Annotated in this window: 23 protein-coding genes; 5 read left to right on the forward strand and 18 right to left on the reverse strand. The window is 74.1% G+C overall.

The genetic code is table 11. The annotated features are described in order from the left end of the window. Window positions 1–206: 206 nt before the first annotated feature. The 8 genes from ABVB68_RS33435 to infC form a co-directional block, all read right to left on the reverse strand. Window positions 207–1,304: a PP2C family protein-serine/threonine phosphatase gene (locus tag ABVB68_RS33435; protein ID WP_353604949.1), complete on the reverse strand. Its 1,098-nt coding sequence runs from the start codon at window positions 1,302–1,304 to the stop codon at window positions 207–209. Window positions 1,305–1,474: 170 nt separating this feature from the next. Then, complete coding sequence (pheT, locus tag ABVB68_RS33440; RefSeq protein ID WP_353604950.1) at window positions 1,475–3,988, reverse strand: phenylalanine--tRNA ligase subunit beta; 2,514 nt, start codon at window positions 3,986–3,988, stop codon at window positions 1,475–1,477. After that, window positions 3,988–5,109 (reverse strand): phenylalanine--tRNA ligase subunit alpha, encoded by a 1,122-nt coding sequence (pheS, locus tag ABVB68_RS33445; RefSeq protein ID WP_353604951.1) that lies wholly within the window; start codon window positions 5,107–5,109, stop codon window positions 3,988–3,990. Before pheS ends, pheT begins: the two co-directional genes overlap by 1 nt. Before the next feature lie 129 nt (window positions 5,110–5,238). Continuing rightward, complete coding sequence (locus tag ABVB68_RS33450) at window positions 5,239–6,384, reverse strand: sensor histidine kinase (RefSeq protein WP_353604952.1); 1,146 nt, start codon at window positions 6,382–6,384, stop codon at window positions 5,239–5,241. Between the two features lie 50 nt (window positions 6,385–6,434). Then, entirely contained in the window at window positions 6,435–7,301 is an 867-nt protein-coding gene (locus tag ABVB68_RS33455) for a TrmH family RNA methyltransferase (protein WP_503006457.1), read from the reverse strand. Between the two features lie 297 nt (window positions 7,302–7,598). Next, complete coding sequence (gene rplT, locus ABVB68_RS33460; RefSeq protein WP_006141703.1) at window positions 7,599–7,982, reverse strand: 50S ribosomal protein L20; 384 nt, start codon at window positions 7,980–7,982, stop codon at window positions 7,599–7,601. 103 nt (window positions 7,983–8,085) lie between these two features. Then, the gene (rpmI, locus tag ABVB68_RS33465) at window positions 8,086–8,280 is read right to left on the reverse strand and encodes a 50S ribosomal protein L35 (RefSeq protein WP_353604953.1); all 195 of its coding nucleotides are present in this window, start codon (window positions 8,278–8,280) and stop codon (window positions 8,086–8,088) included. A gap of 111 nt (window positions 8,281–8,391) precedes the next feature. Next, on the reverse strand, window positions 8,392–9,054 hold the full coding sequence (infC, locus tag ABVB68_RS33470) for a translation initiation factor IF-3 (protein WP_353604970.1): 663 nt from the start codon (window positions 9,052–9,054) through the stop codon (window positions 8,392–8,394). 383 nt (window positions 9,055–9,437) lie between these two features. On the opposite strand from infC, the gene ABVB68_RS33475 reads away from it, so the two are divergent. Continuing rightward, complete coding sequence (locus tag ABVB68_RS33475) at window positions 9,438–9,794, forward strand: DUF1844 domain-containing protein (RefSeq protein WP_353604954.1); 357 nt, start codon at window positions 9,438–9,440, stop codon at window positions 9,792–9,794. A gap of 10 nt (window positions 9,795–9,804) precedes the next feature. On the opposite strand, the gene ABVB68_RS33480 is transcribed toward ABVB68_RS33475, so the two are convergent. The 3 genes from ABVB68_RS33480 to ABVB68_RS33490 form a co-directional block, all read right to left on the reverse strand. Further along, on the reverse strand, window positions 9,805–10,536 hold the full coding sequence (locus tag ABVB68_RS33480; protein WP_353604971.1) for an SseB family protein: 732 nt from the start codon (window positions 10,534–10,536) through the stop codon (window positions 9,805–9,807). A 151-nt stretch (window positions 10,537–10,687) separates the two neighbouring features. Next, window positions 10,688–12,091, reverse strand: a complete 1,404-nt coding sequence (mycP, locus tag ABVB68_RS33485; RefSeq protein WP_353604955.1) for a type VII secretion-associated serine protease mycosin — start codon at window positions 12,089–12,091, stop codon at window positions 10,688–10,690. Further along, window positions 12,088–12,885 carry a hypothetical protein gene (locus tag ABVB68_RS33490; RefSeq protein WP_503006460.1) on the reverse strand — a complete coding sequence of 266 codons (798 nt, stop codon included), beginning with the start codon at window positions 12,883–12,885 and terminating at the stop codon, window positions 12,088–12,090. Before ABVB68_RS33490 ends, mycP begins: the two co-directional genes overlap by 4 nt. A 1,732-nt stretch (window positions 12,886–14,617) precedes the next feature. Here ABVB68_RS33490 and ABVB68_RS33495 point away from each other — a divergent pair. After that, entirely contained in the window at window positions 14,618–15,820 is a 1,203-nt protein-coding gene (locus ABVB68_RS33495) for an amino acid deaminase/aldolase (RefSeq protein ID WP_353604957.1), read from the forward strand. Between the two features lie 31 nt (window positions 15,821–15,851). Here the strand turns inward: ABVB68_RS33495 and ABVB68_RS33500 are convergent, their stop codons facing one another. The 4 genes from ABVB68_RS33500 to ABVB68_RS33515 form a co-directional block, all read right to left on the reverse strand. Further along, the gene (locus ABVB68_RS33500; RefSeq protein ID WP_353604958.1) at window positions 15,852–17,093 is read right to left on the reverse strand and encodes a haloacid dehalogenase-like hydrolase; all 1,242 of its coding nucleotides are present in this window, start codon (window positions 17,091–17,093) and stop codon (window positions 15,852–15,854) included. A 25-nt stretch (window positions 17,094–17,118) separates the two neighbouring features. Continuing rightward, the gene (locus tag ABVB68_RS33505; RefSeq protein ID WP_353604959.1) at window positions 17,119–17,901 is read right to left on the reverse strand and encodes a 3-oxoacyl-ACP reductase; all 783 of its coding nucleotides are present in this window, start codon (window positions 17,899–17,901) and stop codon (window positions 17,119–17,121) included. Beyond that, the gene (locus tag ABVB68_RS33510) at window positions 17,898–19,271 is read right to left on the reverse strand and encodes an aldehyde dehydrogenase family protein (protein WP_353604960.1); all 1,374 of its coding nucleotides are present in this window, start codon (window positions 19,269–19,271) and stop codon (window positions 17,898–17,900) included. Before ABVB68_RS33510 ends, ABVB68_RS33505 begins: the two co-directional genes overlap by 4 nt. A 294-nt stretch (window positions 19,272–19,565) precedes the next feature. Continuing rightward, window positions 19,566–20,924, reverse strand: coding sequence for a glutamine synthetase family protein (locus ABVB68_RS33515; RefSeq protein ID WP_353604961.1), 1,359 nt, complete (start codon window positions 20,922–20,924; stop codon window positions 19,566–19,568). Window positions 20,925–21,019: 95 nt separating this feature from the next. Between ABVB68_RS33515 and ABVB68_RS33520 the strand changes: the two genes are divergently transcribed. Beyond that, the gene (locus ABVB68_RS33520) at window positions 21,020–21,772 is read left to right on the forward strand and encodes a FadR/GntR family transcriptional regulator (RefSeq protein WP_353604962.1); all 753 of its coding nucleotides are present in this window, start codon (window positions 21,020–21,022) and stop codon (window positions 21,770–21,772) included. Window positions 21,773–21,825: 53 nt separating this feature from the next. Further along, window positions 21,826–22,512, forward strand: a complete 687-nt coding sequence (locus ABVB68_RS33525; protein ID WP_353604963.1) for a gamma-glutamyl-gamma-aminobutyrate hydrolase family protein — start codon at window positions 21,826–21,828, stop codon at window positions 22,510–22,512. Between the two features lie 393 nt (window positions 22,513–22,905). Here ABVB68_RS33525 and ABVB68_RS33530 read toward each other — a convergent pair whose 3' ends face one another. Then, complete coding sequence (locus ABVB68_RS33530) at window positions 22,906–23,829, reverse strand: LysR family transcriptional regulator (RefSeq protein WP_353604964.1); 924 nt, start codon at window positions 23,827–23,829, stop codon at window positions 22,906–22,908. A 70-nt stretch (window positions 23,830–23,899) separates the two neighbouring features. On the opposite strand from ABVB68_RS33530, the gene ABVB68_RS33535 reads away from it, so the two are divergent. Continuing rightward, the gene (locus ABVB68_RS33535; protein ID WP_353604965.1) at window positions 23,900–25,066 is read left to right on the forward strand and encodes a TDT family transporter; all 1,167 of its coding nucleotides are present in this window, start codon (window positions 23,900–23,902) and stop codon (window positions 25,064–25,066) included. On the opposite strand, the gene ABVB68_RS33540 is transcribed toward ABVB68_RS33535, so the two are convergent. Together ABVB68_RS33540 and ABVB68_RS33545 are read right to left on the reverse strand one after the other, a co-directional pair. Further along, on the reverse strand, window positions 24,978–25,697 hold the full coding sequence (locus ABVB68_RS33540; RefSeq protein WP_353604966.1) for a helical backbone metal receptor: 720 nt from the start codon (window positions 25,695–25,697) through the stop codon (window positions 24,978–24,980). The genes ABVB68_RS33535 and ABVB68_RS33540 overlap by 89 nt on opposite strands. Then, entirely contained in the window at window positions 25,697–26,269 is a 573-nt protein-coding gene (locus ABVB68_RS33545; protein ID WP_353604967.1) for a helix-turn-helix domain-containing protein, read from the reverse strand. Before ABVB68_RS33545 ends, ABVB68_RS33540 begins: the two co-directional genes overlap by 1 nt. Between the last annotated feature and the right edge of the window lie 560 nt (window positions 26,270–26,829).

Here is a 26,829-nt window from a genome sequence, read left to right on the forward strand (position 1 = left end):
CCTCGGCGCCGGTCCGGGGGCGGCAGCGAGTCGGGCGTCGGCACCGGCCCGGGAAGCAGCAGCAAGCCGGGCCTCGACACCGCCCCGGGAAGCAGCAGCAAGCCAGGCCTCGACACCGCCCCGGGAAGCAGCAGCAAGCCAGGCCTCGACACCGCCCCGGGAAGCAGCGGCGAGTCGGCGTCGGCGGGGCGTGCGGACATCCGCTGTCAGAGGTGTGTGCTCCGCCTCCGGTTCACGGTGGCCGGTCTCGCCCGTGCCGCGGAGCCGCAGGTGTCGCCGTCCCGCGTCCCGGTGCGGGACCGCCCGGCCCGTCCCCGGTCGTTGCGCACGACCAGTACCGCCACGTCGTCCGACGGCCGGTCGGCGGTGTGGCGCAGGAGGGCCGTGAAGACCGTGCCCAGCACCGCCTGGGCGGAGGTCGGCTGCTCGCCCGTCGCCTTGCGCAGCACTTCCCGCAGCGGGAAGAACCGGCCCCCGGCGTCCCGGGCGTCCTCGGCGCCGTCCGTGAAGAGGACCAGCGAGTCGCCGGGGAGCAGCCGGCCGCAGGACCGTGCCTCCGGTTCCGGCGGCAGCGGGAAAGGGCCGAGCGGCGGGAGCGGCTCGGCACGGGACAGCGGCACGACGGCCGTACCGCGCAGGCGGTACGGCCAGGGATGGCCGCAGTTGAGGGTGCGCAGCTCGCCCTCCCTGCCGATCTCCAGAAGCAGCAGGGTGACGAACTCCTCCGAGACCGGGTGGTCGGGGGCCCGGCCGCCGTGCGCGGGGTGTTCCGCGCGGGCCTGTTCGCGCAAGTGCCGGGACAGAGCGCGTTCCAGTCTGCCGAGGACCCGGCCGAGTTCCGGCTCGTCGTGGGCCGCCTCCCGGAAGCTGCCCAGGACGGCGGCGGCGGTCCCCAGCGCGGACAGGCCGTGCCCTCGTACGTCGCCCATCACCACCCGCACCCCGTGCTCGGTGGCGATCGCCTCGTACAGATCGCCGCCGACGCTGGCGCCCTGGTCCGCGGAGAGCTGGGCGGCGGCCACGTTCAGCCCGTCGAGGCGGGGCGGCAGCGGGCGCAGGACGACGCTCTGTGCGGCGCGGGCCGCCCGGCGGGCGAGCCGCAGTTCGCGCAGGAGAGTGCGGCGGACCTGGCATATCAGGCCGGTGCCGACGGCGAAGAACACGGCGCTGGTGACGATCCGGGCGCCGAGCCCGTTCTGCTGGGCGAGCGGGCAGCCGAGTTTGTAGCCGACGGCGACGGCTCCCCAGACCGTGGGCAGGACGATTGCCCGCGCGGTGGGCGCCCGCGCCTTGATGCGGATCATGCCTCTGGTCCCCCATGTGGGTCCCGACAGCGGACGGACCGGCCTCGGAAGGCCGGTCCGATTCTGTCGACGGCATGACCCGGAAGAGCCAGTTCGCCTGCGATTCCCACCCGAACGAGTGAGCACGCCCCGGCCCGGCCCGCATTGCAGGCCGGGCCGGGAATCGGCGCTCAGCCGCGGAGCACGGCCCCGGTCCGCTCGCCGGCGAGGGCGACGGCCGCGTCCCGGGCCGCGGAGGCCTCGTCCACGGTCAGCGTCCGGTCGGCCGCGCGGAAGCGCAGCGCGTACGCCAGCGACTTGCGGCCTTCGCCGAGCTGCTCGGCGTTCTCGTACACGTCGAACAGCCGGATGGACTCCAGCAGCTCACCCGCGCCCGCCCGCAGCGCGGCCTCGACCTCCGCGGCCGGGACCGGCTTGTCCACGACGAGGGCGACGTCCTGCGTGGCCACCGGGAACGTGGAGATGCTCGGCGCCTGCGGCACGCCGCCGCCCGCCGCCTCCAGGGCGTCCAGGTTCAGCTCCATCGCGCTGGTGCGCTCGGGCAGGCCCAGGGCCTTGAGGACCCGCGGGTGCAGTTCTCCCGCATGGCCCACGACCTGCTCCGTGCCGTCGGCGGTGACCACCAGCTCGGCACAGCGGCCCGGATGCCACGGGCCGTACTGCCCCTTGCGGACGACCAGATCCGCACCGGCCTCCCGGGCGACGGTGCGCGCCGCATCGACGGCGTCGGCCCAGTCCGACGGGCGGCCCTTGCCCCACCAGCCGGCCTGTTCGCGGGAGCCGGTGAGGACGACGGCGATGTGCCGGGGCTGCTCGGGCAGTACGGCGTCCAGCCCGGCCAGCTCCTCGTCGGTGGGGCGCCGGTCGGCGGGCAGGTGCGCGGCGGCGCGGCGCTCCGCGCGAGGATGGAAGACCAGACCCGTCTCGAACAGCGCCAGGTCGTGCGAGCCCCGGCCGTCGTTGCGCCGCAGGGCACCCAGCAGGCCGGGCAGCAGCGTCGTACGGAGTGCGGGCTCCTCGTCGCTCAGCGGGTTGGCCAGCTTCACGACCCGGCGGGCCGGGTCGCCCGCGTCCAGACCGAGCTGGTCGAAGACCTGCTCGGCGACGAACGGGTAGTTCGGCGCCTCGACGTAGCCCGCGCCGGCCAGTGCCCTGCCGACCCGGCGGTGCAGCCGCTGGCGGTGGGTCAGGCCGTGGCCCGAGACCGGCCTGGGCAGCGTGGAGGGCAGGTTCTCGTAGCCCTCCAGGCGGATGACCTCTTCGGCCAGGTCGTTCGCCTCGAGCAGGTCGGGCCGCCACGACGGGACGGTGACGAGCAGTTCGTCCTGCCCGTAGACGTCGCAGCCGATCTGCTGCAGGCGGCGGACGACGGTCTCGCGGCCGTACTCGACGCCCGCGACCCTGTCCGGGTGGTCGGCCGGGACGGTGATCGTGTGCGGCCCGGAGGGCGCGACGATCTCCGTGACGCCGGCCTCGGCCGTGCCGCCCGCGAGCAGGACCAGCAGGTCCACGGTCCGCTGCGCGGCGGCCGCGGCCGCCTGCGGGTCGACGCCCCGCTCGAAACGGCGGGACGCCTCGGAGGACAGCTTGTGACGGCGGGCCGTGCGCGCGACCGAGACGGCGTCGAAGTGGGCCGCCTCGATGACCACGTCGCTCGTGGCGTTCTCCACGTCGTCGTGGTCGGCGATCTCGGTGTCGGCGCCGCCCATGACGCCGGCCAGGCCGATCGGGCCGCGCTCGTCGGTGATGACCAGGTCCTCGGCGTGCAGCTTCCGCTCGACGCCGTCGAGGGTGACGAGCTTCTCGCCCTCCTCCGCCCGGCGCACGCCGATGGTGCCCTGGACCCGCGTGCGGTCGTAGGCGTGCAGGGGCTGGCCCAGCTCCATCATCACGTAGTTGGTGACGTCGACGGCGAGGGAGATCGGGCGCATGCCGACCTTCTGCAGCCGGCGCTGCAGCCAGATCGGGGAGCGCGCCTCGGGGCTCAGGCCGGTCACCGTGCGGGCGGTGAAGCGGTCGCAGCCCGCGGGGTCGGTGACCTGGACGGGGTAGCCGTAGGCGTTCGGCGCGGGCACGTCCAGCAGGGCCGGGTCGCGCAGCGGCAGGCCGTAGGCGATGGCGGTCTCGCGGGCGACGCCGCGGATGGACAGGCAGTCGCCGCGGTTGGCGGTGACGGCGATGTCCAGGACCTCGTCGACCAGCTCCAGCAGCTCGACGGCGTCCTTGCCGACCTCGGTCTCCGGCGGCAGCACGATGATGCCGTGGCTGCCGTCGTCGCCCATGCCCAGCTCGTCGCCGGAGCAGATCATGCCGTGGGAGGTCTTGCCGTAGGTCTTGCGGGCGGCGATGGAGAAGCCGCCGGGCAGCGTGGCGCCCGGCAGGACCACGACGACCTTGTCGCCGACGGCGAAGTTGCGGGCGCCGCAGACGATCTCCTGGGGCTCACCGGTGCCGTTGGCCTGACCGACGTCGACGGTGCAGAAGCGGATCGGCTTCTTGAAGCCCTCCAGCTCCTCGATGGTCAGCACCTGGCCGACGACCAGCGGGCCCTTGAGGTCGGCGCCGAGCTGCTCGACGGTCTCGACCTCGAGGCCGGCCGAAATGAGCTTGGCCTGGACGTCACGGCCGGTCTCGGTCGCCGGCAGGTCGACGTACTCCCGCAGCCAAGAAAGCGGGACCCGCATCAGATCTCCATCCCGAACGGCCGGGTGAACCGGACGTCACCCTCGACCATGTCTCGCATGTCCTCGACGTTGTGGCGGAACATCAGCATCCGCTCGATGCCGAACCCGAAGGCGAAGCCGCTGTACTTCTCCGGGTCGACGCCGCAGGCCGCCAGCACCCGCGGGTTGACCATGCCGCAGCCGCCCAGCTCGATCCAGCCCTCGCTGGAGCAGGTGCGGCAGGGCCGGTCGGGGTTGCCGACGGACTCGCCGCGGCAGACGTAGCACACCATGTCCATCTCGGCGGACGGCTCGGTGAACGGGAAGAAGTTCGGCCGCAGCCGGGTCTTCATGCCCGCGCCGAACAGGGACTGGACCATGTGGTCCAGGGTGCCCTTGAGGTCGGCCATGGTCAGGCCCTCGTCCACGGCGAGCAGCTCGACCTGGTGGAAGACGGGCGTGTGCGTGGCGTCCAGCTCGTCCGTGCGGTACACGCGGCCGGGGCAGATCACGTAGACCGGCAGCTCGCGGCTGAGCAGGGAGCGGATCTGCACCGGCGAGGTGTGGGTGCGCAGCACGACACCGGACTCGCTGCCGCCGTCCTCCCCCTGCACGAAGAACGTGTCGGCCTCGCCGCGGGCCGGGTGGTCCGGGCCGATGTTGAGGGCGTCGAAGTTGAACCACTCGGCCTCGGCCTCGGGGCCCTCGGCCACCTCGTAGCCCATGGCCACGAAGACGTCCTCGATGCGCTCCGAGAGCGTGGTCAGCGGGTGCCGGGCACCGGCCGGGACACGGTCGTACGGCAGCGTGACGTCGACGTCCTCCTCGACCAGTACGCGCGCGTCGCGCTCGGCTTCCAGTTCTGCCTGGCGGGCGGCGAGGGCCTTGTTCACGGCGCCGCGGGCCATGCCGACGCGCTTGCCGGCCTCGGCCTTGGCGTGCGGGGGCAGGGCGCCGATCTCGCGGTTGGCGAGGGCCAGCGGGGAGGCCGGGCCGGTGTGGGCGACCTTCGCCTCGTGGAGCGCGTCGAGGGAGCCCGCGGCGGCGAAGGCGGCGAGCGCCTCGTCCCGCATGCGCTCGATCTCTTCCGGTTTCAAGGCCTCGACCTCTACAGGGTCGTACGACTTATTCGGTGCCGACATCTCTTCCCGTGCTTCCGGTTGGCTGGCGGATGGTCCCGTCACCGACTCGTGCGGGCCGTGTGAAGGACACAAAGGTGCCAAAGGCCGAGTCTAACGGGGTGAGGGAACGCGAATGCGCCCGCGGGGCGCTCAGGCCAGGTAGGCCGGGGCCGCCACGGGCAACGTAAATCGGAACTCGGCCCCGCCGCCGGCGGCGCGGCCGACCGTGATGGTGCCGCCGTGGGCCTCGACGATGCCTTTCACGATGTAGAGCCCGAGGCCGGTGCCGCCGCGCTTGCTGCCCCGCCAGAAGCGGGTGAAGACGCGGTTCATGGACTCCTCCGGGATGCCGGGCCCCTCGTCGCTCACGGTGACCGACGTGGCTGCGTGCTCACCGTCCTCGCCCTCGCGTGGGGACGCCGACGGCGTGATGTCGATGGTGACGGTTCCCTCGCCGTGCCGCACGGCATTTTCGATGAGGTTGCTGAGCACCTGGTCGACCTTGTCGGGGTCGGCCCACAGGGCGGGCAGCGGGTGCTCGATGCGGAGCAGGAAGCGCTCGGCGCGCTGACCTGCGGCGACGTAGGCCTGGATGTGCCGGGAGACGGCGGCACCGATGTCGACGGGCTGCCGGCGCACCTCCAGCCGCCCGCTGTCGATCCGGGAGATGTCCAGCAGCTCGGCGATCAGGCGGGTGACGCGGTCGGCGTCGGCGTCGACGGTCTCCAGCATCAGCCGCTTCTGGTCGTCGGTGAAGCGTTCCCACTTCGCGAGGAGCGTGGCGGTGAAACCCTTCACGGAGGTCAGCGGGGAGCGCAGCTCATGGGCGACGGTGGCGATCAGCTCGGCGTGGCTGCGTTCGGTGCGGCGGCGGGCCTCGGTGTCCCGCAGGCAGACGACCACCTGCCGGACGGGCCCGAGCGGCTCGTCGCGCACGTAGCGGGCGGAGACCAGCACCTCCCGGCCGCCGGGCAGAAGCAGGTTGCGCTCGGGCTGCCGGACCCGGATCGCGAGCCCGCCGTAGGGATCGGTGAGCTGCCACCAGCGCCGCCCCTCCAGGTCCTCCAGGGGGAGCGCCTTGTCCAGGGACCGGCCGAGGGCGTCGGCGGCCGGTACGGCGGTGATGCGCGCGGCGGCCGCGTTGAAGCCGACGACCCGGCCGTGCTCGTCGGCGACGACGAGTCCGTCGGGCAGCTGGTCGGGATCGACACCCGGTCCGGCCTCGCGGTCCCGGGGCGCGGCCGTCCGCCGCCCGTCCCGGCCCTCCGGCGCGGTGCTGGTGCCGGCCACACTCATCCCCGTACCCCACCTCTCAGACGGCGCAGGGCCCCGAGCTGGTCACCTTACTAGCTCTGGGTTACGGAGCGGCACCCTCCGGAGGCGCGCTGTGCCCGGGCCGACGCGTAGAGACATACGGCGGCGGCGGTGGCGAGGTTCAGGCTCTCGGCTCGTCCGTGGATGGGGACGCTCACGACGGCGTCGGCGAGCGAGCGGGTCTCCTCGGGGAGCCCCCAGGCCTCGTTGCCGAAGATCCAGGCGGTGGGTCCGCCCATGGCGCCCTTGTCCAGTTCCTCGTCGAGGTCGCGGTCGCCGGCGCCGTCGGCGGCGAGGATGCGCACACCAGCCGCCTGCAGCCCCGCCACGGCCCGCTCGACGGGCACGCCGACGGCGACGGGCAGGTGGAAGTGCGAGCCGACGGAGGCCCGTACGGCCTTGGGGTTGTACAGGTCGACGGAGGCGTCCGTGAGGATCACGGCCTCGGCTCCGGCGGCGTCGGCGCAGCGCAGCACGGTGCCGGCGTTCCCGGGGTCGCGGACGTGGGCGAGGACGGCGACGAGCCGGGGGCGGGCGGCGAGGATGTCCTCGAAGGGGGTGTCCAGGAACCGGCAGACGCCGACCAGGCCCTGCGGGGTGACGGTGGTGGAGATGTCGGCGATGACCTCTTCGGAGGCGAGGTGCACCCGGGCGCCGGCGCCGCGGGCCGCGCCGATGATGTCGGCGTACCGCTCGGCGGCCTCGACGGTGGCGAACAGCTCCACCAGCGTGGCCGCCCCGTCCGCGCCCCGGTGCCCGGCGGCCTCCCGCACGGCCTGCGGCCCCTCCGCGAGGAACAGCCGGTCCTTGCCCCGGAAGTTCCGCTTGGCGAGCCGGCGCGCGGCGACGACACGCGCGGACCGGGGGGAGATCAGCTCGGGGGCGGAGGTCATCCTCATCTTCACTTTCGGGAAGGTCTTCTGTGTGTGGCTCCGACCGGCGGGCCCGCCGGTCGGAGCCCTCCCCGCACGAGCGGCGGGAGGAGCCGGGGCGGCAGGCACCGTGCGGCGCCCTGCGGCAGCGCGGGCAGTGCGTGTGGCGCAGCCGGCGTGCAGTGCCCCGAAGGGGCGCGGGAGCCGCGCGAGCACCCCTCGCGGGCCCCGCGGCCGGACCACCCGCCGCAGCCCCCAACAACAAGACCCGCAAGCCGTGAAGCCTGCGGGTCCCGGTGAGCGTCGGCTAGAGCCAGCGCGGCGTCACGCGGCCTTCGGCGCGTTGACGTCCGACGGCAGCGCCTTCTGCGCCACCTCGACGAGCGCCGCGAAGGCGTTCGCGTCGTTCACGGCCAGCTCGGCCAGGATCTTGCGGTCGACCTCGACGTTGGCGGCCTTCAGACCCTGGATGAAGCGGTTGTAGGTGATGCCGTTGGCGCGGGCGGCGGCGTTGATGCGCTGGATCCACAGCTGACGGAAGTCGCCCTTGCGCTTCTTACGGTCGTTGTAGTTGTAGACCAGCGAGTGGGTGACCTGCTCCTTGGCCTTGCGGTACAGGCGCGAACGCTGACCGCGGTAGCCGGAGGCCTGCTCGAGGATCGCCCGGCGCTTCTTGTGGGCGTTGACTGCCCGCTTGACGCGTGCCACTTTTTAACTCCTTGTAGCGGGGTCGTGGGGGTGCTCACACGACCCGGAAACGATTCGGTCCCGGTCCTGGCGTACGGCGCTCAGCGGTTGGAGCGCCGGTACGTCACTTGCCGAGAAGCTTCTTGATCTTCGCGGCGTCGCCCGGGGCCATCTCGGCGTTGCCGGTGAGGCGACGCGTGACGCGGGACGACTTGTGCTCGAGCAGGTGGCGCTTGCCGGCGCGCTGGCGGAGCACCTTGCCGGAGCCGGTGATCTTGAAGCGCTTGCTGGCACCGCTGTGCGTCTTGTTCTTCGGCATAGCGCCGTTCTCTCCTCGTCAGTGGCGCTCCGATGCCCGGTCGTGAAACCGGGCACCGCGGAGCGTCGCTCTTGTATCGGTTACATCCTCGGGGACGGTCGTCCCCCGGGATCACGCCTCGGCAGGCTCCTCGAAGGGGGCCTCGACAGGCTCCTCCGACGATCCCTCAGCCTCGGCAGGGTTCTGCGACTTGCCGGGGTTCGCCTTCGCCTCGGCCTTGCGGGCCTCCTGCGCCTGACGGGCCTCGGCCATCGCCTCGGTCTTCTTCTTGTGCGGACCGAGAACCATGATCATGTTTCGGCCGTCCTGCTTCGGGTTCGACTCCACGAAACCGAGGTCCTGGACGTCCTCCGCGAGGCGCTGCAGCAGTCGGTAGCCCAGCTCGGGCCGGGACTGCTCGCGACCACGGAACATGATCGTGATCTTGACCTTGTCGCCCTGCTTGAGGAACCGGACGACGTGACCCTTCTTGGTGTCATAGTCGTGCGGGTCGATCTTCGGCCGGAGCTTCATCTCCTTGATGACCGTGTGCGCCTGGTTCTTGCGCGCCTCACGGGCCTTCATGGCCGACTCGTACTTGAACTTCCCGTAGTCCATGAGCTTGCACACGGGCGGACGGGCGTTCGCCGCGACCTCGACCAGGTCCAGGTCGTACTCCTGCGCAAGCTCCAGTGCCTTAGCGAGCGGGACAATGCCCACCTGCTCGCCACTGGGACCGACAAGTCGCACCTCGGGAACGCGAATCCGGTCGTTGATGCGGGGCTCGGCGCTGATGGATCCTCCTCGGTAGCACCACGCGGCGGTCTGGCGGACAGCCGCGTAACGTCTCTGTTCGTTAGACCTAACCGCGCCGAAGCACAAAAAATGCCCCGGACGATCACAGGTGGGCGGGCTCCAATGGGTACCGGAGCACCGCCGCGGTGACCGCGGGGCGCACATTCGGGCGACTCCATCGTCCGTACGGAACGATGGTGGCCGCCTGACCGGAGACCCGCCGTCCCGGGGGACGGTCAGGTGGGAGATCGGAGCCTCCACTTGTGGGCCGGTCGTCCTGTTTTCACACACGACGTGACCGGCCGGTCGTCCACCAGGTTAGCAGGATCGCTTGACAAGGGCTAATTGAGGGCCGCCCGGCCGGACCGCCTATCGTGTGGGGCATGAGTGACACCCCTCCCGACTCCCCCGACTTCGACGCGATGACCCGCGACATCGCCGAGGTCCCCGCCGTCGAGGTGATCGTGACGGTCGCCGTCAACCTGATGAGCGCCTCCGCCGTGAAGCTCGGGCTCAGCGAGGAGGGCGAGAAGTACAAGGACCTCGACGAGGCCCGCAAGCTGATCACCGCTCTCGCCGGTCTGCTGGACGCGAGCGCGACCGAGGTCAGCTCCTTCCACGCCGCCCCGCTGCGCGACGGTCTGAAGTCGCTGCAGCTGGCGTTCCGTGAGGCGTCGATCGTCCCGGACGAGCCTGGCCAGGGCCCCGGTGAGAAGTACACCGGGCCGGTCTACGGCTAGTCCGTCCCGCTCATCCCCGCACGTACAAGGGCTCGCCCGGAGGCGTGGTCCCGGCCGGCAGCAGTGCCAGGTCGAGGCCGCGCACCAGGCGGGCCCGCAGCGTCTCGTCGGCCGCGAGGCGCTCGGCGACCGCCCGGGCGGCCCCGGCGGCCTCGGCGGCCGGGTCGAGGACGAGCGCGAGGGTGCCGTCCGCCCGCCCCGGCCCGAGGTGGGCGCGGAGCACGGCGGGCTCGGCCGCGACGGCCGTGCGGACGGCCTCGACGACGGCCGGGTCCGTGAGCGGATCGGTGCTGGTGCGGCCCTCGGCGAGGGCGAGCAGCGCCGGGCCGGTCAGCTCGAACGGCACGGGCCCGGCGAGATCCAGCACGACCGTGTCGGCCTTCTCGTGCGCGGCGGCCTCGAGGGCCTGGTGCAGCGGTACGGCGACCGGGCGGGCCGCGGCGTCCCAGCGGGCGAGCGACGCGGTGGAGGTGAAGGCGGGCAGGGCGGTGCGGTGGCCGGCCTTGAGCGTGGGGACGGCCATGTCGCTGGTCTTCTCGCGGCGCAGCCCGTTCTCGTCCTCCTCGACCTCGCCGAGCACGGCGACGACGGGAACCAGCAGACGGGCGCCCTTGAGCGCGTCCAGGACGGCCCCGAGGGCGCCGCGATCCTCGGACCAGGCGGCGAGCGCGGCACTCAGCCGGGGGTCGGCGGAGCCGTCGTCGTCGGAGAAGCCGGGGTCGGGAATGTTCTTGTTCGCCACGGTCACCGAGCCTATAGCGGGGTGACCGACGCGCTCGTGCGGGGCCGCGGGCCCGGTCGGCGGCTGGCTGACGGCGGCCTGGCGGGCGTACGCCACGACGCTGATCCGGGACAGCGACGACGCGTCCGCGACGGACGAGCCCCGTGGACCGTCAGGGGGTTTCCCTGCGGTTTCTCCAGAGGATCACCCCGGCCACCAGCAGGACTCCGCCGGCGCCGCCCGCCAGGGGTGCCGCCCAGTCGGACGCGCCGCCGCCGGACTCCGCCGCGTCCGGGCCGGAGCCGAAGTACTTCTCGCCGTAGGACGCCGAACGCAGGCCGCGGGGTTTCAGGGCCGCCGCGGATCTCAGTGCGGCCGCCGGGTCGATCATGCCGAAGCCCCGGGAGTCGTCACGGCCGCCCGCCGGGGCGTCCCGGGCGGTGTCCTCCAGGAGCTTCTTGACCTGGGCCGGGGACAGCCGGGGGTGGGCGGCCTTGATCAGGGCGGCCGCGCCGGAGACGAAGGCGGAGGCCGCGCTCGTGCCCCAGCCTTCGTAGTACTTGTGGTCGGGGTCGGCGATCACGATGTTCACGCCGGGCGCGCTGACCGCGGCGTACCAGCGGCGGGTGGAGAAGGAGGCGCGGGTGCCGTACCTGTCCACGGCGGTGGCGGCGATGACGCCCGGGTAGGCGGCCGGATAGGAGACGTGGTCACCCTTGTCGCCGCCGTTGCCCGCCGAGGCCACGACGACCACGCCCTTCTTCAGGGCGTACTGCACGGCCTCGTCCTCGCTCGGCTCGGGGTGGGCGGAGTCGGAGTCGTCGCCGAGGGAGAGGTTGATGACGTCGGCGCCGTGGTCGGCGGCCCAGCGGATGCCGTCGGCGAGGGCGTTGCCGCGGGTGGTGCGGGCCTTGGAGCGTGCGGGGTCGCCGTCCTCCAGGATCACGCGGACCGGCAGGATCTTCGCTTCCGGGGCGACGCCCAGTACGCCGTCGCCGCCCCCGGGGCCGTGGCCGTGACCGGCGATGATGCCGGCCATGGCGGTGCCGTGCCGGGCCCAGGTGCGGTCGCCCGGCCCGGAGCCGAAACCGATCATGTCCTTGGTGGGCAGGACGTTGCCGGTGAGGTCGGGGTGGTCGGCCTCGACGCCGGTGTCCAGGACGGCGACGGTGACGCCGGCACCCTTGGTGGTCTGCCAGGCCTGGGACAGGTGCAGCGCGGACAGGCCCCACTGCTGGCCGCGGAGGCCGTCGGCGTGGGCGGCGGCGGACGGCAGCAGGACGAGGGAGCCGGCGAGCAGGAGGCTCGCCGCGGCCGCGGTGGGGCGCGGGTGGCGGCCGCCGGGGATCGAGGGCTTCGCGGACAGGCGACTGGTCCCGCGGATCGACGGCCTCACGAACAGGCTGCGCGGGCCGGGGAGCGATGCCCCCACGAACAGGCTGCGCAGGCCCGGGAACGATGCCCCCACGAACAGGCTGCGCAGCCCGCGGAGCGACATCCGCACGCGCGGGCGGCGGTGGCCGCGGAGCGACGGCCTCACGAGCGGACGGCGGTGGCCGCGGGCCGAAAGCCTCATGAAGGGTTCTCCGTGGCCGAGCCGATGGTCTGGCGCAGGCGCCGTTCGACGCGGTCGGCCAGGCCCTGGGCCTCGTTGCCGAGGCCGGCCTGGGCCGTGGCCGTGGTGGCGCCGGAGCGGACGGCGTCCGCGGCGGGCTGGGGCGAGTCGACGGTACGGCCGTCGGCCCAGCCGGAGACGGCGTAGGCGACGACGGGGGCGTCGGTGAGGACGGACACGGTCCAGGTGGCGCGCTGCGCGTCGCCGAAGCGCTCCGCCGCGGTGCCCTTGGCCGCGAACGGCCGCGGCAGCAGGTCGCCGCGCCGGTCCAGTCGCTCGTCGCGGAAGCGCCGGGCCAACGCGGACATGGCGGCCGGGTCGGCCTTGGTGAACAGCAGGCCGACGGTGGTGACATGGCTCTGGGTGGCGTCGGTGTAGGTGGCGCGCAGGAGCCGTCGGCAGCCGACCGGGGCGAGTGCCTTGCGGAGCAGCGGGTCGAAGGCGTCGGCGCAACCGCTGTCCGGGGCCACGGCGATCCGGGTCCAGGTGCGGTCGGCTCCGCCGGGTCCCGCTCCGGTGCCCTCGACGGTGGGCGGGAACAACTGGTCGACGGGCGTGCTGTGCCAGAGCGCGGCGGCGGCGGTGTACTGGCCGGCGGCAGGGCGCCCTTCGCCCTCTCCGGTGAGCCAGCTCCCGGTCACCGCGCCGCCGATGAGGCCGAGGCCGAGTACGAGACACGCGGCGGCGGCCGCGGTGCGTGGTGGGACCCCGGTGTGCCGGCGCGTACCGAAAGCCTCGGGCTCCCCGAACGACACCACCGGCCGAGTGGCACTCCAGGACAGGGCCGGGTCCGGCGCGGCCGCGGCGCTCGCCGGGTGCCGGGCACCAGCCTCCGATCTCCAGCCGCCCGCTCCCCGCGCCGTCTCCGCAGGGGCAGCGGACACGGGGGCCGTCGGGCCGGCGACGGGACCCGCGGCAGCGCGCAGGGAACCGGCACCCTGAGGCGCCGGTGCGCCGAACACGCCGGACGTGGAACCGGCACCACGACCGGCCGACGCCCCCGAAACGCCGGACGCGGGGAGGGCACCGGCACCATGACCGGCCGGCGCCCCCGAAACGCCAGGCGCGGGGAGGGAACCGGCGAGACGACCGGCCGGCGCACCGGATGCGTCGGCCGCGGGCACGGAAGCGGCCCGGGAGTCGTCCCCGGACCGAGCGAACGCGCGCGAGTCGCCGGCGGACGGCACGGCGGCACCCGGAGAACCCGAGGATGCGCGGCGGGCACCGCCCGGCGGCATCGAGGAGGCACGCGAGGCGCCGGTGGCCGTCGAGGGCGCGGTGAACCCGGTGGCCGTCGAGGGCGCGTTGAACCCGGTCCCCGTGGGCGCGTTGAACCCGGACGGCGCGGTCGGCCCGGTGGACGTGGTCGGCCCAGCGGGAGCGGCCGGCCCGGTGGGCGCAGTGAACCCGGACGGCCCGCTCAGCCCGGTGGACGTGGTCGGCCCAGCGGGAGCGGCCGGCCCGGTGGGCGCAGTGAACCCGGACGGCCCGCTCAGCCCGGTCGACGTGGTCGGCCCGGCGGGAGCGGCCGGTCCGGTGGGCCCGGCGGGAGGGGACGCGGGGCCGGGGTGCCGGGGACCGCCGGGCGGGGGAATCGGGCGGAGGCGGGTCGTCGTCTCCTGGGGGGTCTCCGGCGGGGCGTCCGGAAAGCGGGCGGACGCGGGCGGCGGGGGCGGGCTCACCGGGTCGGAGACCTCGGGCACGGCGGAGGTGCGGAAGGCCGGCCCACGTCGCTGACGGCCGTCGGTCACCGGCCCGGAGCCGGCGGCACGGGCCCGTTCGCCGGGCTCGGCGGCTCCGGTGGGCGGCCGGGAGGCACGCGGGGTGAAGACGGAAGGCTCGTCGTCGGGATCGTCGTCCGTCGGTGCTCCGCCCGGACGCCCGGTACCCGGCCGAGCCGACCGGGAGTCCGCACGTGGCCCCCAGGCCGCCGCCGGTGCGCGCGAAACGGTTCCCCGCTCGGGCAGTTGCGAGCCACCCGTTGCCGGACCCTGCTCGGAGGCCCGGGAGCCACCCGTTGCCGGACCCTGCTCGGAGATCCGGGAGGCAACCGGTGCCGCACCCTGCCCGGGCACCCCGGAGACGCCCCTGGTCGGCACTTGCGGGGCGGCGGTGGGCGGGGTCGAGGGGCGTGGTGGGGCGGCGGTGGGCGGGGTCGAGGGGCGTGGTGGGACGGGGGCGTGGCGCGCTTCCGAGCTCATGCACCCCCCGTTTCCTCGTGCCCGGGCCGTCCTGCCTGGCGGGCCGTGCTCCTCCCCGGCCGCGCCCGGTGCGGAAGCTCCCTCCCGGGCACGCATACCCGTACGGCCGGACGGGCATCCCGGTTCAGCCGGCGCGCCGAGCGCGTCCCGGCCGGGCGTGTTCCGCCGTACGTGCGCGTCACTCTACGGGTTGTCGGCGGGTGACCGGGAACCAGTCCGCGGCACCGGGGCATCTGCCCGGTACGTCCCCCTACCCTGCGGTAATCCGGTCTGGCAGGCTTCCGTCATGACTGCGCTCGCCGCCGACAGGGCCCGTTACGACCGGGCCACCGCCCATCTCGACGCCCCTCTGGCGATCGTGGACCTGGACGCCTTCGACGCCAACGCGGACGATCTCGTGCGCCGGGCCGGCGGCAAGCCGGTCCGGGTCGCCAGCAAGTCGGTCCGCTGCCGCGCGCTGCTGGAGCGCGTCCTGGCCCGGGACGGATTCCAGGGCGTCATGTCGTTCACCCTGGCCGAGTCGCTGTGGCTCGCGCGTTCGGGGTTCGGCGACATCCTGCTCGCCTACCCGTCGGCCGACCGCGCCGGGTTCGCGGAGCTGGCCGCCGATCCCAAACTCGCCGGTGCCGTCACCGTCATGGTGGACGACCCGGCCCAGCTCGACCTGATCGACGCGGCGCGTGCCGGCGGGCGTGAAGTGGTGCGGGTCTGCCTGGAGATGGACACCTCGCTGCGGCTGCTGGGTGGACGGGTGCGGGTGGGGGCGCGCCGTTCACCGCTGCGCTCCCCCGCTCAACTCGCCGAGCTGGCACGGTCGGTGGCGCGGCGCCCCGGGTTCCGGCTGGTGGGCGTCATGGCGTACGAAGGGCACATCGCCGGGGTCGGGGACGCGGTGGCCGGCCGGCGGCTGCGTTCACGGGCGATCCGGCTGATGCAGGCCGCGGCCCGGCGCGAGCTGGCCGAGCGGCGGGCCGCCGTGGTGCACGCCGTGCGCGCGGTCGTCCCCGGCCTGGAGTTCGTCAACGGCGGTGGCACCGGCAGTGTGCAGCACACGGCCGCCGAGGACGCGGTGACGGAGATAGCGGCCGGTTCGGGCCTGTACGTGCCGCGGCTCTTCGACAACTACACGTCCTTCACGGGCCGTCCGGCCGCCCTCTTCGCCCTGCCGGTGGTGCGGCGGCCCGGTGTCGGTGTCGTCACCGTGCTCGGCGGAGGCTACCCGGCCTCCGGGGCCGCCGGACCCGACCGGCTGCCGGTGCCGTATCTGCCGGAGGGGCTGGCGTACGACCCGCAGGAAGGGCCGGGCGAGGTGCAGACCCCCCTGCTGGGCGCGCCCGCCGACGACCTGCTCGTCGGCGACAAGGTGTGGTTCCGGCACGCCAAGGCGGGCGAGCTGTGCGAGCGGTTCGACGCGCTGCGCCTGATCGAGGGCGACACGGTCACGGCGACCGTGCCCACCTACCGGGGTGAGGGCCACACGTTCCTCTGAGGGAGCGCCCGGCGGCCGGCCCGCGCTCCCGTCAGTGCACGGTGTCCGCCTGGTCCGGCACCGGCGAGCCGTCGGCGCGGCGGACCGGCTGGTGGGTGCCGTCGGGGGCCGTGCGGGCCGTGGTGGAGCAGGGGTAGGGCTCCGGCCTGCGCGGCAGCGGTTCGATGAACATGGGGTTGATCAGCCAGCGACCGTCGGCGTCGTCGTAGGCCCGGCACATCAGCTCGGGTTTGTTGCGGTTGATCACGACGTGGGCGCCGGTGGCGTCGCCCACGAAGGTGACGTCGGTGTCGGCGTCGCCGCCCGCGACGGCGGGCCGCCGCTTCCAGGGCTGCTTGTGCCAGGCCCGGGCGCCGTGGACGCCGTAGATCTCCTGGTTGATCCAGCAGCGTTTGCCGTCGATGTACGGGATGGCGGCGCCCCTGCTCGCGGGCACGTCTCCGCAGCCCTCGTTGCGGGTGGTGATGCGTCCTCGCCGGTCGAGGACCGAGCGGATGGCGATGGTGTGGGCCGCGTCGACGCCGATGGCCCGGGACCAGACCTCGGTGACGGGTTCGGAGCCGGCGGAGACGATGTAGACGCGGAACCCGGCCCGTTGCAGGGTGCGGACGAGGTCGCGCTGCTGGTCGTAGTAGCGGATGTACGCGGGGACGGTGTGGGTGCCGAGGGTGCGGGTGGCGCCGATCGGCGCGGCGAGGGCCTCGCTGCGGGCGGCGCGGGCGTAGGCGGCGACCTCGGCGGGGGTGCGGCCGGCGAAGAGCTGGGGCACCCAGGCGTACTGGGGCACGGTGCGCCGGTGGTTCCACCGTCCCGCGAAGGCGGCGGCCCCGCTCATGGTCGTGCCGTTCTCGCGGATCTCGACGATCTCGTCGGTGCAGTGCGGGCGGTCGGACGTGCGCAGTCGCGCCCCGGCGCCGGAGCCGCAGGCGGCGGTCAGGGCCCGGTCGGCGCTGTCCGTCAGCCAGGCGCTGGTGTCCTTCCAGCGGGCGGGACGCGGCAGCCGGTCGTGCCGCAGGGCCCAGGAGAGGGTGGCGTCGGTGACGTCGTTCTTGGTGATCGTGTTGTCCCAGTCGAACGCCGCCACCGCTCCCCGGTGCCCGGAGCAGGTGCCACGGGCGTCGATCACCCGCTGCAGGCGTTCGCGGTTGCCGCCGTACCAATCACCGCGCAGGTGCGGGCAGTTGCGGGAGATGGTGTCGGCTTCGGCGGTTGCGGTGGGCGCGGCCGCCAGGACGGCGGCCGCTGCCAGGGTCCACGCGGAAAGCTGTCGCATACCACGGGGACCGTACACCTCGGGTCTACAGGGGCGTGACGTACGCGCCCGAGATCCCGCCGTCCACCAGGAAGTCGGTGGCGTTGACGAACGAGGAGTCGTCGCTGGCCAGGAAGGCGACGGCGGCGGCGATCTCGTCGGCCTCGGCGAACCGGCCGACCGGGATGTGGACCAGGCGGCGGGCGGCCCGCTCCGGGTCCTTCGCGAACAGCTCCCGCAGCAGCGGGGTGTTGACCGGGCCGGGGCACAGCGCGTTGACCCGGATGCCCTCGCGGGCGAACTGCACGCCCAGCTCGCGGGACATGGCGAGGACGCCGCCCTTGGACGCGGTGTAGGAGATCTGGGAGGTGGCCGCGCCCATCCGGGCGACGAAGGACGCGGTGTTGATGATGGAGCCCCTGCCCTGGCGGCGCATGTAGGGGATGGCGGCCTTGCAGCACAGGTAGACGGAGGTGAGGTTGACCTCCTGGACCCGCTTCCAGGCGTCCAGGCCGGTCTCCAGGATGGAGTCGTCGTCGGGCGGGGAGATGCCGGCGTTGTTGAAGGCGACGTCGACGCTGCCGTAGGTGTCGTACGCCGTCCTGAAGAGCGCCTCGACCTGCTCGGGGTCGGTGACGTCGACGCGGACGAACAGTCCGCCGACCTCGTCGGCGGCGGCCTTGCCCGCGGTCTCGTCGATGTCCGCGCAGACCACATGGGCGCCTTCGGCGGCGAGCCGGCGGGCGGTGGCGAGTCCGATGCCGCTGCCGGCTCCGGTGACGACGGCGGTACGGCCGACCAGGCGGCGGCAAACGTGGGTGTCGGTCACTGTGCGGGGCCCTCCGTGCTGATGAAGACGTTCTTGGTTTCGGTGAAGGCGGTCAGGGCGTCGGGGCCCAGTTCACGGCCGAGGCCGGACTGTTTGAAGCCGCCGAACGGGGTCCAGTAGCGGACGCTGGAGTGGGAGTTGACGGACAGGTTGCCGGCGCGGACGGCCTGGGAGACGCGCAGGGCGCGGCCGATGTCCCGGGTCCAGATGGAGCCGGAGAGGCCGTAGGGGGTGTCGTTGGCGAGGCGGACGGCGTCCTGCTCGTCGGTGAAGGGCAGGAGGACGGCGACGGGTCCGAAGATCTCCTCGCGGGCCGCCGGGCTGTCGTGCCGCTCCCCGGTGAGGACGGTCGGCGGGAACCAGAAGCCGGGTCCCTCGGGGGCGCTGCCGCGCAGGGCCGGGGCGTCCGCGGGGACGTACGACCGCACCCGCGCCAGCTGCCGGGCGGAGATCAGCGGGCCCATCCGGGTCTTCTCGTCGGCCGGGTCGCCCACGACGACGGCGGCGAGCGCCTCGGCGAGGAGGTCGCGGGCCTCGTCGTACACCGACTCCTGGACGAGGATGCGGGTGCGGGCGCAGCAGTCCTGGCCGGAGTTGTCCAGGAACGAGAACGGGTCGAGTGCGGTCTCGAGGTCGGCGTCGGCGAAGACGACGTTGGGGCTCTTGCCGCCGAGTTCGAGGGTGACGGGCTTGACCAGGCGGGCGCAGCGCTCCATGACCTCGCGGCCGGTGGTCGTGGAGCCGGTGAACACGATCTTGGCGACGCCGGGGTGGTCCACCAGGGCGCGCCCGGCGGTGTGGCCGTAGCCGGGCAGCACCTGGAAGAGGTGCTCGGGAAGGCCTGCCTCCAGGGCGAGTTCGGCGAGCCGGAGCGCGGTGAGCGGGGTGGTCTCGGCCGGCTTCAGGACGACCGCGTTGCCCGCCGCGAGCGCCGGGAAGGAGCCCCAGGCGGCGATCGGCATGGGGAAGTTCCAGGGGGCGATCACGCCGATGACGCCTAGGGGTTCGTGGAAGGTGACGTTCCAGCCGCCGGGGGCCGGGATCTGCCGTCCGACGACGCGTTCGGCGCCGCCGGCCGCGTACAGCAGCAGGTCGCGGGCGTTGCCGGCCTCCCAGCGGGCGTTGCCCACGGTGTGCCCGGCCTCGCGGACCTCCAGCCGGGCGAGTTCCTCGAGGTGGGCGTCCACGGTGTCGGCGTAGCGGCGCAGCAGGCGGGCCCGGTCGGCGGGCGCGAGGGCGGCCCAGCCGGCCTGGGCGCGTGCGGCGCGTACGACGGCGGCGTCCACGTCGTCGGCGCCCGCGGCGGGGACGGTGGCGACGACCTCCTCGGTGGCGGGGTTGAGGACCTTCAGCTCCTGGGGGTCGGACACGGGGGTGACCTTTCACAGGCGTCGGAACACGGTGTCGGAGGAGCGCCGGCGGCGGCGGGTCAGGAGGGTTCCGGCAACCACTCCCAGGCGCCGGGACGGGGGTGGTCCGGGAAGCACGCGCGGGGGTGGAGTCAGGGGCGTCCACGCAAGCGCCCGCCGGGGTCGGGTCAGGGGCGTCCGCGGAAGCGTCGCGGGGTGGGATCAGGGGAGTTCACGCAAGCCTCCGCCAGGGTCGCGTCGGGGGTGTTCGCGGGAGGACCCTCCTGGTCCGGTCAGGGGCGTTCGCGGGGGCTCTCACAGGCGTTCGAAGGAGCGGCGCAGTTCCCAGTCGGTGACCGCGGCGTCGTACGCCTCCAGCTCGACGCGGGCCATGTTCCGGTAGTGGGCCACCACTTCGTCGCCGAACGCGGCCCGGGCGATGGGGCTGTTCTCCCACAGCTCGGCGGCCTCGCGCAGGGTCGTCGGCACCTGGTCGTAGCCGGCGCTGTAGGCGTTGCCGGGGCATGGCTCGGGCAGTTCGAGCTTGTGCTCGACGCCGTGCAGGCCGGCCGCGATCAGCCCGGCCACGGCGAGGTAGGGGTTCACGTCGCCGCCGGGCAGGCGGTTCTCGAAGCGCATCGAGCGCCCGTGGCCGACCACGCGCAGGGCGCACGTGCGGTTGTCGTGGCCCCAGGCGACGGCGGTCGGGGCGAAGGAGCCGGGCTGGAACCGCTTGTAGCTGTTGATGTTCGGGGCGTAGAGCAGCGAGAAGTCGCGCAGGGCGGCGAGCTGCCCGGCGAGGAAGTACCGCATCACGTCGGACATCCCGTCGGGGCCCGCCATCGCGTTGGCGCCGTCGGCGTCCGTCAGCGAGAGGTGGATGTGGCAGGAGTTGCCCTCGCGCTCGTTGTACTTGGCCATGAAGGTGATCGAGACGCCTTCCTGGGCGGCGATCTCCTTGGCTCCGGTCTTGTACAGGGCGTGCTGGTCGCAGGTGCGCAGGGCCTCGTCGTACCGGAAGACGATCTCGTGCTGGCCGGGGTTGCACTCGCCCTTGGCGGACTCCACGGTGAGGCCGGCGCCGGCCATCTCGTTGCGCAGGCGGCGCAGCAGGGGTTCGATGCGGCCGGTGCCGAGGACGGAGTAGTCGATGTTGTACTGGTTGGCCGGGGTCAGGCCCCGGTAGCCGGCGTTCCAGGCCTGCTCGTAGGTGTCCTTGAAGACGATGAACTCCAGCTCGGTGCCGACCTGGGCGGTGTAGCCGAGTTCCGCGAGCCGCTCCAGCTGGCGGCGCAGGATCTGGCGGGGCGCGGCGACCACCGGGGAGTCGTCGTTCCAGGCGAGGTCGGCGACGAGCAGGGCGGTGCCGGGGTGCCAGGGGACGCGGCGCAGGGTCGTGAGGTCGGGATGCATGGCGAAGTCGCCGTAGCCGCGGTCCCAGGAGGACATCGCGTAGCCGTCGACCGTGTTCATCTCGGTGTCGACGGCCAGGAGGTAGTTGCAGCCCTCGGTGCCGTGGTGCAGGACCTCGTCGAGGAAGAAGCGGGCGGCGAACCGCTTGCCCTGGAGACGCCCTTGCATGTCGGGGAAGGCCAGGACGACAGTGTCGATCTCACCGCTCGCGACGAGGGCGTGCAGTTCCTCGACACTGAGCGGGGCGGTGCGGTGTGCCACGGGAGAGCCTCCTTGGGCGCCTTCGCGCTTCTTCGGCCGGGCCGGGAGTCATAAGGTATTGCTCAGAACCATTGCTTGGGAAGGGGGTAGGGCGGATGTCGCGGGAGACGGAGTGGCAGGGGGCGCGCGCCCGGGAGGCCGGCGACCGGCTCGCACCGGTGCTGCGGCCGGTGCGGGCGGGCAACGGCTTCGAGGAGGCGCTGGAGCAGATCCTGCAGGTGGTCCGGCTCGGCCTGGTGCCGGGCGGCGGGCGGCTGCCGGCCGAGCGGGAGCTGGCGGAGCGGCTCGGGATCAGCCGGGTGACGCTGCGCGAGGTGCTGAAGGTGCTGCAGGACCAGGGGCTGGTGGAGGCGCGGCGCGGGCGGTACGGCGGCACGTTCGTGCGGCCCCGCACGGACGCGGGCGGCGAGGACGAGCTGCGCCGGCGCATCGCCGAGGTCGACATCGAGGACGTGCTGCGCTTCCGCGAGGTACTGGAGGTCGGGGCGGCCGGGCTGTGTGCGGCGCACGGGCTGACCGAGGAGCAGTCCGGCCGGCTGCGGCAGGCGCTGGACCGCACCCACGAGGCCCCGCTGGCCGACTACCGGCGCCTGGACACGCTGCTGCACCTGACGATCGCCGAGCTGTGCGGTTCGCCGTCGCTGACCGCGCAGTACGCCGCCGTCCGGGCCACGGTCAACGACCTGCTCGACTGCATCCCGCTGCTGGTGCGCAACCTGGAGCACTCCCAGCGCCAGCACACCGCGCTGGTGGAGGCGGTGCTGGACGGTGACGCGGACGGGGCCCGGGAGATGATGCGCGAGCACTGCGCGGGCACGGCCGCCCTGCTGCGGGGCTTCCTGACGTAGCCCGGCTTCTGCAAAGGTACGCGGGTGCACCTTTGACTTCGAGGGAGGGCGGCATGACCGTACGACCGCTGATCGGTGTGAGCACGTATCTGGAGAGGGGTGCGCGCTGGGGCGTGTGGGAGCTGGCGGCGGCGCTGCTGCCGGCCGCGTACCCGCGCATGGTGCAGCGGGCCGGCGGCCTGGCCGCGATGCTGCCACCGGACGCGCCGGAGCACGCGCCGGCCGCGGTGGCCCGGCTCGACGGGCTGGTGATCGCGGGCGGCCCGGACGTCGATCCGGCGCGCTACGGCGCCGAGCGCTCCCCGCGTACGGGTCCTCCGGCACCGGAGCGGGACGCCTGGGAGCTGGCCCTGATCGACGCGGCACTGGCCGCCGGTGTGCCGTTGCTGGGGGTCTGCCGGGGCATGCAGCTGCTGAACGTGGCCCTCGGCGGCAGCCTCGTCCAGCACCTGGACGGGCACGCGGAGGTGGTCGGCGTGTTCGGCGGGCACCCGGTGAAGCCGGTGCCGGGCACGCTGTACGCCGGGATCGTCCCGGAGGAGCTGACGGTGCCGACGTACCACCACCAGTCGGTGGAGCGGCTCGGTGCGGGTCTCCTGCCGTCGGCCTACGCGGCGGACGGGACCGTGGAGGCCGTCGAACTGCCGCCGGACCGGGGCTGGGTGCTCGGGGTGCAGTGGCACCCGGAGATGGGCGAGGACCTGCGGGTGATGCGCGCCCTGATCACCGCCGCGTCCTGAGCCGGGCCGCGGCCGCCGCAGGGTCCTCGGCTCGTACGCCGGCCCACCGCGAGGGCGTCCCGAGCCGGGCCCCGGCTGCCCCGGGATCCTCGGCTCGTACACCGGCACACCCGCGAGCGCGTCCCGAACCGGGCCGGGGCGGCCCCGGGATCCTCGGCTCGTACACCGGCACACCCCGTGTGGCCTCTTGAGCCGGGCCCCGGCTGCCCGGGGATCCTCGGCTCGTACACCGGCACACCGCGAGGGCGTCCCGAGCCGGGCCCGGCGGCCCCGGGATCCTCGGCTCGCACACCGGCACACCCGCGACGGCCTCCCGAGCCGGGCCACCCCGTGCGGCCTCCTGAGCCGGGCCGCGGCCGCCCCGGAGTCCTCTGCCCGGACAGCGGCCCCGTCTCACCCGCGCGTCAGCGACAGCAGCTCCCGGGCCGGGCCGGTCGGCCGGTGCCCCGTCGGCCACACCGCCCGCAGGTCCCGGCGCAGCGGGACAGCCTCCACCGGAATGCCGACCAGGCGCCGCAGGGCCAGCTCCTCCCCCACCGCCAGTTCGCTCAGCACGGACGGGCCCGCGCCGCTGACCGCGGACGCCTTGACCGCCGTGGTCGAGGACAGCTCGATCAGCGGCCGGGCCAGGCCGCCGAGGGCCGCGTCCAGGACCTGGCGGGTACCGGAGCCGCGCTCGCGCAGGATGAGCGGGGTCGCCGCGAGTTCCTCCGCCGTCACGGGCCGCCCGCGCCGGGCCCACGGATGGCCGGGGGCGGTGACGACGATCAGCCGGTCGTGGGCGATCACCGTGGAGTCCAGGCCGGTCGGCACCGACAGGCCCTCCACGAACCCGAGGTCCGCCTCGCCGGACAGCACGAGCTCCGCCACCTTCGCCGAGTTGCCCGCGAGCAGGGACACGGCGGTGTCCGGACGCTCGGCGTGCAACGCGAGCAGCCAGCCAGGCAGCAGGTACTCGGCGATGGTCATGCTCGCCGCCACCCGCAGGCGCGAGTCCCGGTGGTCGCGCAGCGCCCGCGCGCCCGCGTCGAAGGACGCCGCCGCCTCCACCACCCGGCGGGCCCAGTCCGTCACCAGGGCGCCCGCGTCGGTCAGCCGGGAACCCCGCGGCGAGCGGTCCACCAGGGCCACCCCCAGCTGCCGTTCCATGGAGCGCACCCGGCTGCTGGCGGCCGGCTGGGTGATGCCGACCTCCCGGGCCGCCGCGCCCAGACTGCCCAGCCGCGCCACCGCGAGCAACAGCTCCAGTGCGGCCAGATCCGGCACCCGGTAGGCCAGTGACTCCGCGCGCTCTCGCTTCCCCTCCGCCTCACTCATAAGACCAGCTTATGCCCTGATAGAGGGGAACCCCCTGGTCAGCGGCGGGCAACCGGGAGACGGTGGAGCCATGGTCACCGCAGCCCCGCCCCTGCCCGCCCCCGCCCTGTCCCGCGCCGCCCGGGTCCGGCACCTCGGCCCCAACTGGTACGCCTCCGTCATGGGCACCGCCGTCCTCGGCTCGGCCGGCACCACGCTGACCGGGCACCCGAGCGGGCTGCGCGGCGTCCTCGCCGGGTTCTGGGTGCTGTCGCTGCTCATGCTGGTGGTCCTGCTGACGGCTCGGGCGCTGCACTGGACCCGCCACGGCGACCAGGCCCGCGCCCATCTCCTCGACCCGGCCATGGCCCCCTTCTACGGCTGTCTGGCCATGGCCCTGCTGGCGGTGGGCGGCGGCGCCATGACGGCCGGACGCCCCCTGCTCGGCACCGGACCGGCCGTGGCCCTGGACGCCGTGCTGTTCACCGCCGGTACGGCCGTCGGGCTCGCGGCCGCCGTCACCGTCCCCTACCTGATGGCCGTACGGCACCGCGTCGAGCCCTCCCAGGCCACCCCGGTGTGGCTGCTGCCGCTGGTCGCGCCCATGGTGTCGGCCGCGCTCGGCCCGCTGCTCGTGCCGCACCTGCCGCCCGGCCAGCCCCGCGAGAGCCTGCTGCTCGGCTGCTTCGCGCTGTTCGGGCTGAGCCTGTTCGCCACGCTGCTGACGCTGCCGCTGCTCTTCGGCCGGCTGCTCACCTCGGGCCCGCTGCCGCTCGCGCTCACCCCGACCCTGTTCCTGGTCCTCGGCCCGCTCGGGCAGTCCACCACCGCGGTGGGGCTGATCGCGGACGCCGCTCCCGGTGTCGTGCCGGCCCCGTACGACCGCGGCCTCGGGGTGTTCGCCGTGCTGTACGGGGTGCCGGTCATGGGGTTCGCGCTGCTGTGGCTGGGACTGGCGACCGCGCACGTGGTGCGGGCCCGGCGGCAGGGCATGGGGTTCGCGATGACCTGGTGGGCGTTCACCTTCCCGGTCGGCACCTGTGTCACCGGCGCCGCGACGCTCGCCCGGCACACCGGACTCGCCGGGTACGAGGCCCTCGCCGTCGGCCTGTACGCCGTTCTCGTCGCCGCCTGGCTCGCGGCCACCGGCGGGACGCTGCGCGGCCTGTTCACCGGCGAGCTGCTGCGAGGGCCCCGGCCAGCACGCGCGGCGCCCGCGCCAGTGACGGGCCGTACCAGGTCAGGTGCCGTCCGCTGACCAGCGCGCAGGGCAGGCCGGGGAAGGCCTCCGGGCCGTCTTCGGCGGTGAAGCGGTAGGGCTCGTCGGGCAGGACCACCAGGTCCGGGGCCGCCGCGCGCAGTTCCTCCAGGGGCACCCGGGGGTACCGCTCGGGGTGCGCCGCGTAGAGGTGGTCGACGCCCAGGCGGGCCAGCAGGTCACCGGCGAAGGTGTCCCGGCCGAGGACCATCCAGGGGCGGCGCCAGACCGGTACGACCGCCGTCCTGCGCACGGCCGGCTCCGGCAGCGCGGTCCAGGCCTCCTCCGCCTCGTCCAGCCAGCGCGGGCGGCCCGGCGCCTCGCACGCGGTCAGCACCCGGTCCAGCTCCGCGCAGGCCTGCGGCACGGTGCGCACCTCGGTGACCAGCACGTCCACGCCGGCCGCGCGCAGCGCGTCGAGGTCGGGGGCCCGGTTCTCCTCCTCGTTGGCGATCACCAGGTCGGGCGCGAGCGCGATGATCCGGTCCACCCGGGGGTTCTTGGTGCCGCCGATCCGGGTGACGTCCAGGCCCGCCGGGCGTTCGCACCAGTCCGTGGCGCCGACGAGGACCCCGGGCACGGTCGCCGCCACGGCCTCCGTCAGCGACGGGACCAGCGAGACGACCCGCACTACCGGGTCCGGTCCTGCACCGCCTCGATGTGTTCGGCGACCGCGACCACCACGACCCGGGTGTCCGGGACCGTGGCCCGCCAGCGGTGCCGGACGCCGCCGGTCAGGTACAGGGTGTCACCACGACCGAGACGGTAGGCGCGGCCCTCCGCCTCGATCTCCACGGCACCGTCGGCGACGTACATCAGCTCGTCGTTGCGGTGCTGGAACTCGCGGCCCGCATCGTGGTCGCCGGTGAACTCGGAGGCGTGCAGCTGATGGTGGCCGCGCACCAGGGAACGGGTGCGCGGGTCGAAGTCCCCGTCGGCGAGGGGCTCCGCGCGGACGACGTCCACGCTGGCGGCGGGGTCGGCGGCGGCGAGGAGCTCGACAGCCGTGGTACGCAGGGCGTCGGCCAGCTTCTCCAGGGAGCTGCTACTGGGGCGCGCCCGGTCGTTCTCGACCTGGCTGAGGAAGGGCACCGACAGGCCGGTGCGCTCCGCCACGACCGCGAGGGTCAGCTCCAGCGCACGGCGGCGTCGCCGGACGGCCGCGCCCACCCGCACGGGCTGCTGCTCTTTGTGGTCGCCCATCGCTCCGGCTCCCTCCCTCGCTCGTCGTGCAGCTGTCCGGGTGCCCACTGTGGAGCACACCTCTTCCGATGACTTGTCTGCACCCTACGCATGTTCGGCAAACCGTTTCACGCGGCTGTCGCATCCCCGACGTGGTCACGGGCCCGCACCCTCACGGTTCACGCCAGTCCGCCGGGGGTGCGGACTCCCGGCGAGAAGCGTCCACCCGGAGGATGAACATGCCGACCAGCTGGGCCTGGAGCCCTACCGCGGGCCAACCGTCATCACCCACCGTGATTGGCCGGATTGCCCCCGTGTCCGGCACGGCACGAGGAGGGACCGCTCCCGGGGACCGCGGCACATGGGGGGCTCCCGGGGTCCGCACGGCACATGGGGGTCCGCTCCCAGGGTCCGCACGCCGCAGGGGGCGTACCGGTGAGGCCCGCGCTACAGAGGGCGCACCGCTCCCGGGGCCGCACACCACAAGGGGGCGGACGGCACCGTACGTCGTACGGGGCCCCCCCCGCCCCCGGCGGCCCGGAGGCCGGCGCGCCCCCGGCCCAGTGCCGAGGGCGCGCCGC

This window comes from Streptomyces sp. NPDC096012 (genome assembly GCF_040426375.1).
GTDB lineage: Bacteria > Actinomycetota > Actinomycetes > Streptomycetales > Streptomycetaceae > Streptomyces.

Bases quoted from the DNA above. Each gene is read 5' to 3' on its own strand.
- ABVB68_RS33530 (WP_353604964.1), bottom strand. From the start codon at position 23,829: ATGAGTGAGGCGGAGGGGAAGCGAGAGCGCGCGGAGTCACTGGCCTAC.
- pheS (WP_353604951.1), bottom strand. From the start codon at position 5,109: ATGTCGGCACCGAATAAGTCGTACGACCCTGTAGAGGTCGAGGCCTTG.
- pheT (WP_353604950.1), bottom strand. From the start codon at position 3,988: ATGCGGGTCCCGCTTTCTTGGCTGCGGGAGTACGTCGACCTGCCGGCG.
- ABVB68_RS33520 (WP_353604962.1), top strand. From the start codon at position 21,020: ATGTCGCGGGAGACGGAGTGGCAGGGGGCGCGCGCCCGGGAGGCCGGC.
- ABVB68_RS33525 (WP_353604963.1), top strand. From the start codon at position 21,826: ATGACCGTACGACCGCTGATCGGTGTGAGCACGTATCTGGAGAGGGGT.
- ABVB68_RS33450 (WP_353604952.1), bottom strand. From the start codon at position 6,384: ATGAGTGTGGCCGGCACCAGCACCGCGCCGGAGGGCCGGGACGGGCGG.
- ABVB68_RS33475 (WP_353604954.1), top strand. From the start codon at position 9,438: ATGAGTGACACCCCTCCCGACTCCCCCGACTTCGACGCGATGACCCGC.
- ABVB68_RS33495 (WP_353604957.1), top strand. From the start codon at position 14,618: ATGACTGCGCTCGCCGCCGACAGGGCCCGTTACGACCGGGCCACCGCC.
- mycP (WP_353604955.1), bottom strand. From the start codon at position 12,091: ATGAGGCTTTCGGCCCGCGGCCACCGCCGTCCGCTCGTGAGGCCGTCG.
- ABVB68_RS33435 (WP_353604949.1), bottom strand. From the start codon at position 1,304: ATGATCCGCATCAAGGCGCGGGCGCCCACCGCGCGGGCAATCGTCCTG.
- ABVB68_RS33535 (WP_353604965.1), top strand. From the start codon at position 23,900: ATGGTCACCGCAGCCCCGCCCCTGCCCGCCCCCGCCCTGTCCCGCGCC.
- ABVB68_RS33455 (WP_503006457.1), bottom strand. From the start codon at position 7,301: ATGAGGATGACCTCCGCCCCCGAGCTGATCTCCCCCCGGTCCGCGCGT.
- ABVB68_RS33500 (WP_353604958.1), bottom strand. From the start codon at position 17,093: ATGCGACAGCTTTCCGCGTGGACCCTGGCAGCGGCCGCCGTCCTGGCG.
- rpmI (WP_353604953.1), bottom strand. From the start codon at position 8,280: ATGCCGAAGAACAAGACGCACAGCGGTGCCAGCAAGCGCTTCAAGATC.
- ABVB68_RS33545 (WP_353604967.1), bottom strand. From the start codon at position 26,269: ATGGGCGACCACAAAGAGCAGCAGCCCGTGCGGGTGGGCGCGGCCGTC.